Source organism: Amycolatopsis thermalba (assembly GCF_003385215.1).
In the GTDB taxonomy this organism is placed as follows: domain Bacteria; phylum Actinomycetota; class Actinomycetes; order Mycobacteriales; family Pseudonocardiaceae; genus Amycolatopsis_E; species Amycolatopsis_E thermalba.
Map to the genome: position 1 here is coordinate 1 of NZ_PQHW01000153.1, position 12,376 is coordinate 12,376.

The window sequence follows — 12,376 nt, forward strand, 5'->3', positions numbered from 1 at the left end:
GTGTGTCACGCTCGGGCTTCTACGACTGGGAGCGTCGCGCGGTCTCGGCGCAGGAACAGCGCCGGGGATTGTTGATCGAGCAGATTCGCGTGGTGTTCGCCGCCTCGAAGCGCACCTACGGCTATCGCCGCGGGCATGCCGAGCTGGTGCGCGGCTGGCCGGCGATATCACGCAGCTCAACACCGGTGAAGGCGCACTCTTCCTGGCAACAGTGATCGACTGCTACTCGAAAAGCATCCTCGAATGGTCTGTGGATGAGCATTACGATGCGGAACTGGTGTGCACGGCGATGACGATGGCAGCGCACCGTATTGACTGCCCGCCGGATCGATGTTCGGCAATCAATGGGCCGCACCGGGACCTGTTTTGATAACGCTATGGCCGAGTCGTTCTTCGGGAAGTTGAAGACGGAGTGGATGCACCACCGACATTTCGCGACCAAGAAGGAGGCTCGCCGCGAGATCATCCGCTTCGTCGAAGGCTTCTACAACACACGCCGACTACATTCAGCGATGGGATATCGACCACCGATCGAAGTGCTCGACGAATGGTTTACCCATCAGCAGGTTGCGTGATACGCTCCGCTTGAGCCACGTCCGAGATTCTCGGAGCACATCACTTTCCCGCCTTGACAACCCTGCTCGGCGACCGAAACACACTCCAGGAGCGGGGGCGGGGGAGGTCCACCCAAGGTGACCGTCCGGCGCCGTAAGGCGCTTTGCCTGCAAGGCGCCTTCGTCACAACAACCGCCCACCGCGCTGCGCGTCTTCAGGTGATCTTCTAACGTTCCACCATGGGCATCACCCGAACGCTCGACGTCAACGAAGTCCTCGCCCGGCAGGAGTCCAGCGACCTGAAGCGCCGCCTGCGGGCCAGGGATCTGGTCGGCTTCGGCGTCGGGATCATCATCGGCACCGGCATCTTCACGCTCGCGGGCGTGGAGGCCAAGACGCACGCCGGGCCGGCCGTGACGTTGTCGTTCGTGATCGGGGCCGTCGTCGCGGGCCTGGCGGCGCTCTGCTACGCCGAGCTGGCCTCCAGCGTGCCCACCGCGGGCAGCGCCTACACCTACGCCTTCGCCACCCTCGGCGAGGTGTTCGCCTGGATCATCGGCTGGGACCTGCTCCTCGAATTCGCCCTCGGGGCCGCCGTCGTGTCGCGCGGGTGGTCCGGGTATCTCGCCAACCTGCTCGGCCTGCCCCAGGAGTGGTTCGGCGAGGACGCCACCGTCAACGTCGGCGCCGTCGCGATCATCGCGATCCTCACCGTCGTCGCCGTGCTCGGGATCCGCGAGTCGGCCCGGGTGACGAACGTGCTGGTGCTCGTCAAGGTCGCGGTGTGCGTCCTGATCATCGCCGTGGGCGTGTTCTTCATCAAGGGCGCCAACCTGACCCCGTTCATCCCGCCGGCCCGGCCGGGCGAGAGCGGAGCGAGCGTGCTGCACCAACCGGTCGTGCAGGCCGGGCTCGGGCTCGAACAGTCCATCTACGGCATCGGCGGTGTGCTGTCGGCCGCGGCGATCGTGTTCTTCGCCTACACCGGGTTCGAGGCGCTGGCCAACCTCGGCGAGGAGACCCGCAACCCGCGCAAGGACCTGCGCGTCGGCATCCTCGGCGCCCTCGGCGTGTGCGCCCTGCTCTACATCGGCGTCTCGCTGGTGCTGACCGGCATGGTGCCGTTCACCGACATCGACGCCGGTGCCCCGCTCGCCGCCGCGTTCGACTCGGTCGGCCAGCACTGGGTCAGCGCCCTCATCTCGCTGGGCGCGGTCACCGGCCTGACCTCGGTGATGATGGTCGAGCTGGTCACCATCGGCCGCATCGGGTTCGCGATGGGCCGCGACGGGCTGCTGCCCAAGCCGATCGGCACCACCCACCCGCGCTGGGGCACGCCGCACCGGATGACGATCAGCGGCGCGATCCTGATCGCCCTGCTCGCGGCGTTCGTGCCGATCACCGAACTGTCCGACATGGTCAGCATCGGCGCGCTGTCGGCGATGGTGATCGTCGCGATCGCGGTGCCCGTGCTGCGCCACAAGCGCCCCGACCTCCAGCGGCCCTTCACCGTCCCGCTGTCCCCGGTGCTGCCGATCGTCGCCGCGCTGGCGTGCCTGTACCTGATGCTGAACCTGGACGTGCTGACCTGGATCCGGTTCGCCGTGTGGCTCGCCATCGGGCTGACGATCTACTTCGCCTACGGCCGCAGACACTCCCGGCTCGCGCCTAAGGAGTGAGGCGCGCCCGCGCGACGAGCGCCAGCGCCGCGGGCGCGTCGGCGGCGGGCACCACCAGCAGCAGCCCACGCAGTGCCGCGACGACCCGGTCCAGCATCTGCAGGTGCACGCCGTCCCGGCCGATCGAGCGGTAACCGTCCACCACGGCCACGAGCGTGCCGCCGGGACCGCTGACCGTGCCCGCGAGGAACACCGGATTCCGGGCGTGCCAACGGGAACTCCAGAACGGCGGCAGCCCGCCGTCGAGGTAGTCGCGCAGAGCCCGGTCCGGCGTGTCCGGCGCGCCGAGGTCCGCGGTGTCCACAAAGGCCACCAGCGTGACGTCCAGCTCGGGCACACCGGCCAGGATCGCCCGGAGCGCCGCGGCGGTCCACGCGCCCTCCGCGGGGACCGCTGTCAGCTCGCCCCCGGACAACTCGGCGATCGCCGCCGCGGCCGACGCCGGTGACGACCCGGCGGAGGCGGTGTCGTCCTGGCTCGCCACCGCGATTCCGTGCGCCCGCAGGGAAACCAGCGTGACGAACGCGGCCGACTCGCTCTTCTGCTGCGGCATTTCGGCCCGCGCGAGGTCGACGAGGCGCGCGGCGCCGGGGAACCAGCGCACCTCGTCGAGCAGCGCCACTAGTACCGCCAGAGGTGGGCGGCGACGATGTCCTCGGCCGTCCGATCGGCGGCCCAGCGCCGGTCGGAGGCCCGCACCGCGCGGAACGCGCCGAGCAGCTCCGCCCCCAGCGCCGCACGCATCCGGTCACTCGACGCCAGCGCCCTGTCCTGTTCGTCCGGAGTGTCCGGAAGGCGGGCGATTCCGGCGGCCGCACGGCGGTCCTCGGTCCAGGTGCCCGGGTCCTCACCCACCGGGTCCGGCAGGGCAAGCCCGTCCGCCAGCCCCGCGACCCCGGCCGTGATCACCGCGGCGAGCGCCAGGTACGGGTTGGCCGAGGCGTCGCACGGCTTCAGCTCGACGTTGGCGTGGTCGTCGCCGAGCAACGCCGACCCCGGCACGTACCGCAGCGGGGCCTCCCGGTTCTCCACGCCCCAGAACGCGTACGCGCCGGCGAAGTAGCCCGGCCGCAGCCGCAGCGTGGACGGCACGCTGGGCGCTGTCACCGCGGTGATCGCGGGCAGGTCCCGCAGCAGCCCGGCGAGGTAGCCGGCCCCGTCGCCGTCCGGCAGCCCGGCCAGCAGGTTGCGTCCCCTGCGCCACACCGAGGTGTGCAGGTGCCAGCCGTTGCCCGCCGCGTCCGGGCTGACGATCGGCGCGAAGCTCAGCCGCAGGCCGTGCCGGTGCGCGGCGGCGTGCAGGGTCTGGCGGGCCAGCAGCTGGTCGTCGGCGGCGGACACCGGGTCGGTCGCCGTGAGCGAGAGTTCCAGCTGCGCCAGGCCGTATTCGGCGTGGAACTGGTTCAACCGCAGGCCGTTGGCCTCGAAGTCGTGCAGCACGGTCGCGACGAAGTCGTCGAGCGGGATCAGCGCGTGCGGGCTGTAGGCGGGGCCGTGGTGACCGGGGGCGGAGGCGATGTCCGGCGCCCCGGCTGGCGCGACGGCGAACTCCATTTCGAAGCCGGCGCGGATCTCGTAGCCCCGCCTGGCCGTGGCGGACACCACGTTCTCCAGGGCCGTGCGCTGGCAGTAGGGCCACGGCGACCCGTCGGCGGCGACCTGCCGTCCGGGCGCCCAGGCGAGCTCCGGCTGCCCCGCGAGCCGCCGCAGGCGGTCGATCACCGGCACGAGACGCACGTCACCGGAGGGCGTGGCCAGCCCGGGGTGGTCGAAGGTGATGACGTCGTGGGTGTCGAACACGGCGAACAACGAGGTGATCCCGACGCCGCGCGTGGCCGCCGCGGCCAGGCCGCTCAGCGGCACGATCCGCGACCGCGGGATGCCGTTGTTGTCGGCCCAGGCGATCTGCGCCCCGCCGACCCCGGCCGCCGCCAGGTCCTTCGCGGCCGCCGACGCCTGCTTCGTCATGACAACGAGTGTCTCGCAGGAACCGGCACTGCCCCGCGCGGGGGATGGTTTCGCACACGGACTGATCACGATCTCACCTCGGACCGGTCCGCCGAATTCCGCTGAGAACGAACAAGCCCGTCCGCGCGGCCGCTTGACACCCGTTTTCCCGGGCCGGGTTCCGCCTCATCACACTGGTCCTGACCACGGGAAACAGGTTTCCGGCAGTCCTCTTCGTCCCGGCTGGCGGGATTGATCTACGACATCCGGGGTAATTCTGCGTGACACACATCCCACACAGCCGGGAACACTTGCCAGGCGCTCAACGTCTGCAAGAGTGGAGGCCAGCGAACACCGCGGAGCCGACGGGCAACCGCAGGGCCGAAGTGGTCGCCGCTGGATCGATGGCATCGGGCAGCCGATGCCGGGACGGAGGGAGACTCCAATGACATCACCGACGCTCACCCGCCCCGAGTTGACCGCAGCCGACCGTTGTGACCGGTGCGGCGCTGCAGCACAGGTACGAGCCATCCTCTCCAGCGGTGGCGAGCTGCTCTTCTGCGGCCACCACGCCCGCGAGTACGAGTCGAAGCTCAAGGAGATCGCTGCGGAGATCCAGCGCGGCTGAGCCAGACCACAGACAGCGAGCGGGCGCCCGGACGGACCGGGCGCCCGTTTTCGTTTGTCCCCGCCGGAATTGTGCCCGGCGTCACACCGGGAACCACCGCGCCGCTCCCGGCGACCTGGAGGGAAAGCCGGTCCCTCCCCGCCGAGGAGCAGCATGACGACGGACGACCTCCGCCAGCCGGCCGCGCCGACCGTCGCCGCGGCGCGCGGGACGCTGCGCCCGGTCCTGCTGCGCCTGCACTTCTGCGCCGGGATCCTCGTCGGCCCGTTCCTGCTGGTGGCCGCGATCACCGGCCTGCTGTACGTGTTCGCGCCGCAGCTCGAGCAGGTCGTCTACGACCACGAGCTGCACGTGCCGGCCGGGACAACGACGCAGACGCTGGCCGCCCAGGTCGCCACCGCGGAGGCCGCCGTCCCGGAAGGCACGTTGTACAGCGTGCGGCCCGGGCCGACGGCGACCGACACCACGCAGGTCGTCTTCACGGTCGACGGCCTGCCCGAGAGCTACTACCGGACCGCCTTCGTCAACCCCTACGACGGCGAGCTGCGCGGCGTGCTGGACACCTACGGCTCCGGGGGCGCGATGCCGATCCGGGGCTGGCTGGACAACCTGCACCGCAACCTCCACCTGGGCGAGGCCGGCCGGCTCTACAGCGAGCTGGCGGCGAGCTGGCTGGCGGTCGTGGTGGCCGGCGGGCTGGTCCTGTGGTGGGGCCGCCGCCGCAAGCGCCGGGCCGCGACCGGCCGGGCACGCACGCTGTCCTGGCACGCCACCACCGGCACCGGGGTGGCGCTGGTGCTGTTCTTCCTGTCCGCGACCGGGCTGACCTGGTCGCAGTTCGCCGGGCAGAACATTTCCGAGGTGCGGGCCGCGCTGAGCTGGCAGACGCCGTCGGTGCCGTCGAAACTGCCCGCCGCGACCGCGGCCCCGGCGGTGGGTTTCGACGAGGCGCTGGCCGCGGCGCGCACGGCCGGTCTGGACAACCCGGTCGAAATCACCCCGCCCGCGGCCGGCAAGGCGTACGTGGTGAAGCAGATCCAGCGCAGCTGGCCGGAGAAGCAGGACGCGGCCGCGATCGACCCGGGCACCGGCGAGGTGCTCGGCGTCCTGCGGTTCGCGGACTGGCCACTGGCCGCGAAGCTGGCGCGCTGGGGCATCGACGCGCACATGGGCCTGCTGTTCGGCCTGGCGAACCAGATCGTGCTGGCGGTGGTGATGGTCGGCCTGATCGCGCTGATCGGGTGGGGCTACCGCATGTGGTGGCAGCGCCGCCCGACCGGGCGCGCCCTGGGCCGCCCCTACCCGCGCGGCTCACTGCGGCGGCTGCCCAGGAGGGTGCTGGTGCCGCTGGCCGCCGCCGGCATCGTGGCCGGCTGGTTCGCGCCGGTCTTCGGGCTGTCGCTGCTGGCGTTCCTGCTGCTCGACGGATTCCTCGGGTGGCGGGCCCACCGCGCCGGGACTGCGGTGCCGCGCAGCGGGACGTAGCCGCCGCGCAGGGCAGGGGTCGTGCGCTCCGGCACTTGGCCCCAGGAGTCGCGAAGCCACCCGGCAACGGCCCACCCAGGACGCACTGCGCCCCGACCGCCGCTGCGCAGGTCGGCGCTCCCCGGCCGGGTCAGCCATCCGTGGCCGCCGCGGCCAGCGGGTTCGCTGCCGTCCCCGTGGTCACCACGCCGGTCGCGCTCCGAGGGAGCCCGGCTCACCAGGAGCGCAGTGTCGCGATCCGCTCCTCCAGCTGCTCCATCGTCGCCATCGCCGTCGGTGGGCCGCCGCAGGCCCGGCGCAGCTCGCTGTGGATCGCGCCGTGCGGCTTGCGCGTGCGGTGGTGGTACATGCCCACCAGGGTGTTCAGCTCCTTGCGCAGCGCGGCGATCCGCTCGTTCACCGACTGCGGCCGCGGCGCCGGCGCCGGGACCTGCTCCTTCTCCGGCTTGCGGCGGCTCGCGTCGGCCAGCTGCTCCTCCTGCCGCTTGCGCAGCAGCGCCCGCACCTGGTCCGGCTCCAGCAGGCCGGGCAGCCCCAGGTACTCCTGCTCCTCCTCGCTGCCGGAGAACACCGCGGTGCCGAAGGAGTTGCCGTCGTAGATCACCTGGTCCAGCTCGGCCGAGGCGCCCAGCGACGTGAACGCCTTCTCCTCCTCGCCGGGCTCGTCCTCGGTGCGGTTGGCCTGCGCCAGCAGCTCGTCGTCCCAGCCGTCCTTCTCCCGGTGCGGCTTGCCGAGCACGTGGTCGCGCTGCGCCTCCAGCTCGCTGGCCAGCTCCAGCAGCACCGGCACGCTCGGCAGGAACACGCTCGCCGTCTCGCCCTTGCGCCGCGCCCGCACGAACCGCCCGATGGCCTGGGCGAAGAACAGCGGCGTCGATGCGCTCGTGGCGTACACGCCGACCGCCAGGCGCGGCACGTCGACACCTTCGGACACCATCCGCACCGCGACCAGCCACCGGTCGGTCGACTCGGAGAACTCGCCGATCCGCGCGGTCGCCTTCGGGTCGTCGGACAGCACCACGGTGGGCGCCTCGCCGGTGATCCGCGCCAGGATCTTCGCGTAGGCACGCGCCGATTCCTGGTCGGTGGCGATGACCAGACCACCGGCGTCCGGGATGCCGCCGCTGCGCAGCTGCTGCAGCCGGGTGTCCGCGGCCTGCAGGACCGACGGGATCCACTCGCCGGCGGGGTCGAGCGCGGTGCGCCACGCGCGGGCGGTCTGCTCGGCCGTCAGCGGCTCCCCCAGCCGCGCGGTGAACTCCTCCCCCGCGCTGGTGCGCCAGGACGCCTCACCGCTGTAGGCGAGGAACACGACCGGCCGGACGACGCCGTCGGCGAGCGCGTCGGCGTAGCCGTAGGCGTGGTCGGCCTTGCTGCGCAGCGAACCGTCGCCGTCGGGCTCGTAGGTGACGAACGGGATCGGCGAGTCGTCGCTGCGGAACGGGGTACCGGTCAGCGCCAGGCGCCGCACGGCCGGCGTGAACGCCTCGCGGATCGCGTCGCCCCAGCTCTTCGCGTCACCGCCGTGGTGGATCTCGTCGAGGATGACCAGCGTCTTGCGGCCCTCGGTGCGCACCCGGTGCAGGGTCGGGTGGGCGGCCACCTGCGCGTACGTCAGGGCCACGCCGCGGTAGTCGGCCGCGACGGCGCCCTGGCCGTTGCGGTAGTTCGAGTCGATCGGGATGCCGGCCATGGCCGCCGAGGCGGCCCACTGGTGCTTGAGGTGCTCGGTCGGGGTCACGATGGTGACCGCCTCGACCGTGCGATCGGACAGCAGCTCGGCGGCGATGCGCAGGCCGAACACCGTCTTGCCGGCACCGGGCGTCGCGACGGCGAGGAAGTCCTGCGGCTGCGTGCTCAGGTACTTCGTCAGCGCCCGGCGCTGCCAGGCCCGCAGCGGGCGGGCGGTGGAGTCGTGCTGGGGCTCGGGTGCGGCGAAGCCCTGACCGGTCCGATTACCCTGGGCCGTGTCCGACAAGGGATTCCTCCCCCTCCTCTCGCCGACGATGGAACGCGACATGCGAATGCCCCCACGGAACTGCCCGGCCGCGACGCCGGACGGGGGTGAGGGCGGCTCATCGGAGATTACCCGTCCCCACCGACAAGGGCCGCGAACGGCACGGCGGAGTTGAACACGCCACAGGTCTTGACAAGCCAAACCGCGCCGCTTCCGCCATGCTTGGGGCTGAGATGAGTGCACCGTCCGACGAGACGCCCGAGGCCGCCGCCCGCCGCAAGGGCCCAGCGCGCCTGCTCGGGCGCACGCTCAACAAGGCGTGGGAAGGCAACATCTTCTCGGAGTCGGCGGAGGCGGCCTTCTGGCAGACGCTGTCGCTGCCGCCGCTGCTGCTCGGGCTGCTGGGCAGCCTCGGGTTCATGGGCGACTGGTTCGGCCAGGGCTTCGTCACCGCGGTGCACGACCGGATCATCACGTTCGCGGACAAGATCTTCAGCGACAGCGTCGTCACCCAGATCATCGAACCGACGGTCGACGACATCCTGACCATCGGCAAGGGCGAGATCGTCTCGGTGGGCTTCCTGATCTCGCTGTGGGCGGGCTCGTCGGCGATGTCGTCGTTCGTCGACGCGATCACCGTGGCGCACGACCAGTACGGCGTGCGCAACGAGGTGTGGCAGCGGATCTACGCGCTGCTGCTCTACCTGGCCAGCCTGGTGCTGCTGGTGGTCGGCCTGCCGATCATCGCGGTCGGGCCGGACATCCTGATCGACTTCCTGCCGGACGGCTGGGCGCCGACGATCACCACCTGGATCAGCTGGCTGTACTACCCGGTGATCGGGGTGCTGCTGGTCCTGGCCGTGGCGACGCTGTACAAGCTGGCCCTGCCGCGCCGGCTGCCGTGGCACCGCGGGCTGCCCGGCGCGGTGCTGGCGATGGTGATCTTCCTGCTGGCGAGCGTCGGGCTGCGGGTCTACCTGTCGTGGATCACCAGCACCGGCTACACCTATGGCGCGCTGGCCACCCCGATCGCGTTCCTGCTGTTCACGTTCTTCATCGGCATGGCCATCGTCGGCGGCGCCTACTTCAACGCCGCGATCCAGGAGCTGTGGCCGGCGAAGATGACCCGCCGCCAGCGCCGCAAGTGGCGGCGGCTGGAGATGGAACGCGCCAAGGAACGGCTGCGCGAGGACTCGCCGTCGCTGTGGGAGCGCACGACGCAGCCGCTGCGCAAGCCGCGCAAGCCGGAGGAGGCCCCGGCGGAGGAGGACCTCGCGGATCAGTCCTCGCCGTCGGGACCGGGGCGCAAGCCCTCGTAGATCTCCTTGCACGCCGGGCACACCGGCGAGCCGGGCTTGGGCGAGCGGGTGACGGGGAAGACCTCGCCGCACAGCGCCACCACGTACGTGCCCATGACCGCGCTTTCGGCGATCTTGTCCTTGCGCACGTAGTGGAAGACCTTCGGCTGATCGCTGTCGGTCTCCTCGGTGGACTCCGGGCGGGTGTCTACCTCGGGCAGCGTCGATGTGCTCATGTGCCCATTTTGCCGCAGCACCCCCGGGCGGCGACACCCGCGGGCGTCTGTACCTATTGGTATGTACAGTGAGGGCATGCCTCTCGTTCGCATCGACGCCCTGCCCACCCACGACGACGCCACGCTGGCCGCCCTGGGCGACGCCGTCCACCAGGCCATGACCGAGACGATCGACGTGCCCGCGGACGACCTGTTCCAGGTCATCTCGACCGGGGGCCTGCTGCGGTACGGCACCTACCCTGGCATCCGCCGGGACGACGGGGTCGTGTTCGTCAGCATCACCATGCGGGTGGGCCGCACCGACGCGCAGAAGAAGGCGCTCTACGCGCGGATCGCGGAACTGGCCGCCGAGCGGGCCGGGATCGAACCGCGGAACGTGTTCGTCAGCGTGACGGAGAACCACCCGGTGGACTGGTCCATGGGGGAGGGCGTGGCGCAGTACCTGAAGTGAGGCGGCCCGGCTCGCCCACCCGCCGGGGCTCTCCCCCGGACCGTCGGTGAAGATGGTCCCTCGTGACACCCCCGATATCCCTGTCCGACGAGGTCGCCGACGCCGTGCACAGCGGCCGCGCGGTCGTCGCGCTGGAAAGCACGATCCTGTCCCACGGCCTGCCCCCGGGCCGCAACCTCGCGGTCGCGAACCGGCTGGAGGAGACCGTCCGGAAGGCCGGCGCGGTGCCGGCCACGATCGCGGTGCTCGACGGCGTCGCCCACGCCGGGCTGTCCCGCGCCCAGCTGGAGCGCGTGTGCGCGCCCGACGCGGGGCTGGACAAGCTGTCCCTGCGCGACCTCGGGCCCGCCATCGGGCTCGGCCGCTCGGGCGCGACGACGGTGGCGAGCACCTCGGCGCTGGCGCACGCGGCCGGGATCGGCGTGTTCGCCACCGGCGGGCTGGGCGGCGTGCACCTCGGGGCGAACGAGTCCTGGGACGTCTCGGCCGACCTCGGCGTGCTGGCGCGGGTGCCGGTGCTGGTGGTCTGCTCGGGGGTGAAGTCGGTGCTGGACATCGCCGCCACCCTGGAGGTGCTGGAGACGAACTCGGTGCCGGTGCTCGGGTACCGGACCGGCGAGTTCCCCGCGTTCTACCGGCGGACCTCGGGTTTCGGCGTGCCGTGGCGGGTCGACGACCCGGTCGCGGCCGCCGCCGTGGTCGCCGCACACCGGCGGTACGCCTCGTCGGGCGTGCTGCTGGCCAACCCGATCCCGGCCGAGGCGGAGATGGACGCCGAGCTGCACGACCGGTTGCTGGCCGAGGGGCTGGCGCTGCTGGAGTCGCGCGGGGTGCACGGCAAGGAGGTGACGCCGGTGCTGCTGGAGCACTTCCACACCGCCAGCGGCGGGGCGAGCCTGGACGCGAACGAGGAGCTGGTGGTGTCGAACGCGCGGGTCGCGGCCGAGGTCGCGGTGGAGCTCGCGTGAAGGTCGTCGTGGTCGGGGACGCCGGGCTGGACGTGGTGGCCCGGCACGAGGGACCGATCGTCCACGGCGGCGACTCGCGGTCGCGGGTGCGGCTGGCCGGTGGCGGCGCCGGGGCCGCCGCGGTCGCGTTGCTGGCCGCGAGCGGTGTCGAGACCACGCTGATCGCCCGCGTCGGGGACGACGCGGGTGGGCGGATGGTGCGGGCCGAGCTGGAGGCCGCGGGCGTGTCGTGCGCCTTCGCGGTCGATGCCGCCGTGCCCACGTGCTGCGTCGTGGTGCTGGTGGACGGGTCGGGGCAGCGGAGCATGCTGCCGGACCGGGGCGCGATGGGGCGGTTCGCGCCGGAGGACGTGTCCCCTGCCGCGCTCGACGGTGCGGATCACCTGCACCTGTCCGGGTACGTGCTGCTGGATCCGTCGTCGCGGCCGGCCGGGCTGGCCGCGCTGGCGGCGGCGAAGGAAGCCGGGCTGACGACGTCGGTGGACCCGCAGGCGGCGGCGTTGATCACGGACGCGCGGGCGTTCCTGGCGGACGTGCGCGGGACGGATCTGCTGATGCCCAACACCGCGGAGCTGCTGGCGCTGACCGGTTCGGCGGCACCGTCGGCGGCGAAGGCGCTGCTGGACGACGTCGGCGCGGTGGTGGTGACGGCCGGCCTGGAGGGTGCGACGTGGGTGTCCGCGGACGGCGAGGTGAGCGTCCCGGCGGAGGAGGCCGAGTGCGTGGACTCCACCGGCGCGGGCGACGCCTTCGACGCGGGCGTGCTGGCGGCCTGGCTGCGGGGTGAGTCCACTGTGGACGTCCTGCGGGCGGGCGTACGACTGGGCGCGCGAGCGGTCACGAAGGTGGGCGCGCAACCCTGAGCCTCGCGCCCCGCGAGTCCCACGCTCCGGCCCGCGAGTCCCACGCTCAAGCCCGCGAGTCCCACGCTCAAGCCCGCGAGTCCCACGCTCAAGCCCGCGAGTCCTACGCTCCGGCCCGCGAGCTCTGCACTCGCGGACGCGAGTGCTGCACCGGGGTTTCCCCGCGAACGTGGAACTCGCCCGCGGGAACGTGGAACTCGCCCGCGGGAACGTGGAACTCACGCGCGGGAACGTGGAACTCGCCCGCGGGAACGTGGAACTCACGCGCGGGGGCGTGGGACTCGCGTGCGGGGGCGGGGGACTCGCGTG

At 72.1% G+C, this 12,376-nt stretch carries 14 protein-coding genes and 1 pseudogene; 10 read left to right on the forward strand and 5 right to left on the reverse strand.

Features of this window, described 5'->3' with window-relative positions; translation table 11 throughout:
* The 4 genes from D0D15_RS33665 to D0D15_RS33675 form a co-directional block, all read left to right on the forward strand.
* A partial coding sequence (locus D0D15_RS33665) for a transposase (RefSeq protein WP_162830722.1) occupies positions 1–215 on the forward strand: 215 nt, incomplete at its 5' end.
* The gene (locus tag D0D15_RS37970; protein ID WP_420836383.1) at positions 203–370 is read left to right on the forward strand and encodes a hypothetical protein; all 168 of its coding nucleotides are present in this window, start codon (positions 203–205) and stop codon (positions 368–370) included. The genes D0D15_RS33665 and D0D15_RS37970, both read left to right, overlap by 13 nt.
* Positions 312–575, forward strand: a complete 264-nt coding sequence (locus D0D15_RS33670) for an integrase core domain-containing protein (protein ID WP_115945036.1) — start codon at positions 312–314, stop codon at positions 573–575. Before D0D15_RS37970 ends, D0D15_RS33670 begins: the two co-directional genes overlap by 59 nt.
* Positions 576–794: 219 nt before the next feature.
* Positions 795–2,234: an amino acid permease gene (locus tag D0D15_RS33675; RefSeq protein ID WP_094009019.1), complete on the forward strand. Its 1,440-nt coding sequence runs from the start codon at positions 795–797 to the stop codon at positions 2,232–2,234.
* Here the strand turns inward: D0D15_RS33675 and D0D15_RS33680 are convergent.
* Positions 2,224–2,856 (reverse strand): DUF6885 family protein, encoded by a 633-nt coding sequence (locus D0D15_RS33680; RefSeq protein ID WP_094009020.1) that lies wholly within the window; start codon positions 2,854–2,856, stop codon positions 2,224–2,226. The genes D0D15_RS33675 and D0D15_RS33680 overlap by 11 nt on opposite strands.
* Complete coding sequence (locus D0D15_RS33685) at positions 2,856–4,202, reverse strand: type I glutamate--ammonia ligase (RefSeq protein WP_094009021.1); 1,347 nt, start codon at positions 4,200–4,202, stop codon at positions 2,856–2,858. Before D0D15_RS33685 ends, D0D15_RS33680 begins: the two co-directional genes overlap by 1 nt.
* A gap of 424 nt (positions 4,203–4,626) precedes the next feature.
* Here D0D15_RS33685 and D0D15_RS33690 point away from each other — a divergent pair, with 424 nt between their 5' ends.
* Complete coding sequence (locus D0D15_RS33690; protein WP_017983718.1) at positions 4,627–4,809, forward strand: DUF7455 domain-containing protein; 183 nt, start codon at positions 4,627–4,629, stop codon at positions 4,807–4,809.
* 153 nt (positions 4,810–4,962) lie between these two features.
* Entirely contained in the window at positions 4,963–6,294 is a 1,332-nt protein-coding gene (locus D0D15_RS33695; protein WP_094009022.1) for a PepSY-associated TM helix domain-containing protein, read from the forward strand.
* A gap of 214 nt (positions 6,295–6,508) precedes the next feature.
* On the opposite strand, the gene D0D15_RS33700 is transcribed toward D0D15_RS33695, so the two are convergent.
* A complete protein-coding gene (locus D0D15_RS33700) occupies positions 6,509–8,272 on the reverse strand; it encodes a DEAD/DEAH box helicase (RefSeq protein ID WP_094009023.1) in 1,764 nt (587 codons plus the stop codon).
* Positions 8,273–8,484: 212 nt separating this feature from the next.
* Between D0D15_RS33700 and D0D15_RS33705 the strand changes: the two genes are divergently transcribed.
* Positions 8,485–9,570 (forward strand): YihY/virulence factor BrkB family protein, encoded by a 1,086-nt coding sequence (locus tag D0D15_RS33705; protein WP_094009024.1) that lies wholly within the window; start codon positions 8,485–8,487, stop codon positions 9,568–9,570.
* On the opposite strand, the gene D0D15_RS33710 is transcribed toward D0D15_RS33705, so the two are convergent.
* On the reverse strand, positions 9,531–9,785 hold the full coding sequence (locus D0D15_RS33710; RefSeq protein WP_094009025.1) for a DUF3039 domain-containing protein: 255 nt from the start codon (positions 9,783–9,785) through the stop codon (positions 9,531–9,533). The two genes, D0D15_RS33705 and D0D15_RS33710, sit on opposite strands and share 40 nt — an antisense overlap.
* Positions 9,786–9,861: 76 nt before the next feature.
* On the opposite strand from D0D15_RS33710, the gene D0D15_RS33715 reads away from it, so the two are divergent.
* The 3 genes from D0D15_RS33715 (at position 9,862) to D0D15_RS33725 (ending at position 12,067) form a co-directional block, all read left to right on the forward strand.
* Entirely contained in the window at positions 9,862–10,236 is a 375-nt protein-coding gene (locus D0D15_RS33715) for a tautomerase family protein (protein WP_094009026.1), read from the forward strand.
* 62 nt (positions 10,237–10,298) lie between these two features.
* Positions 10,299–11,204 (forward strand): pseudouridine-5'-phosphate glycosidase, encoded by a 906-nt coding sequence (locus D0D15_RS33720; RefSeq protein WP_094009027.1) that lies wholly within the window; start codon positions 10,299–10,301, stop codon positions 11,202–11,204.
* On the forward strand, positions 11,201–12,067 hold the full coding sequence (locus D0D15_RS33725) for a carbohydrate kinase family protein (protein WP_115945037.1): 867 nt from the start codon (positions 11,201–11,203) through the stop codon (positions 12,065–12,067). The genes D0D15_RS33720 and D0D15_RS33725 overlap by 4 nt, the downstream gene beginning before the upstream one ends.
* A gap of 103 nt (positions 12,068–12,170) precedes the next feature.
* Here D0D15_RS33725 and D0D15_RS36750 read toward each other — a convergent pair.
* Positions 12,171–12,376: pseudogene (locus D0D15_RS36750) on the reverse strand (hypothetical protein); the annotation flags it as partial.

Excerpts from the sequence above, each read along its gene's own strand:
- D0D15_RS33675 (WP_094009019.1), top strand. The coding sequence starts at position 795 with ATGGGCATCACCCGAACGCTCGACGTCAACGAAGTCCTCGCCCGGCAG.
- D0D15_RS33685 (WP_094009021.1), bottom strand. The coding sequence starts at position 4,202 with ATGACGAAGCAGGCGTCGGCGGCCGCGAAGGACCTGGCGGCGGCCGGG.
- D0D15_RS33690 (WP_017983718.1), top strand. The coding sequence starts at position 4,627 with ATGACATCACCGACGCTCACCCGCCCCGAGTTGACCGCAGCCGACCGT.
- D0D15_RS33695 (WP_094009022.1), top strand. The coding sequence starts at position 4,963 with ATGACGACGGACGACCTCCGCCAGCCGGCCGCGCCGACCGTCGCCGCG.
- D0D15_RS33705 (WP_094009024.1), top strand. The coding sequence starts at position 8,485 with ATGAGTGCACCGTCCGACGAGACGCCCGAGGCCGCCGCCCGCCGCAAG.
- D0D15_RS33710 (WP_094009025.1), bottom strand. The coding sequence starts at position 9,785 with ATGAGCACATCGACGCTGCCCGAGGTAGACACCCGCCCGGAGTCCACC.
- D0D15_RS33715 (WP_094009026.1), top strand. The coding sequence starts at position 9,862 with ATGCCTCTCGTTCGCATCGACGCCCTGCCCACCCACGACGACGCCACG.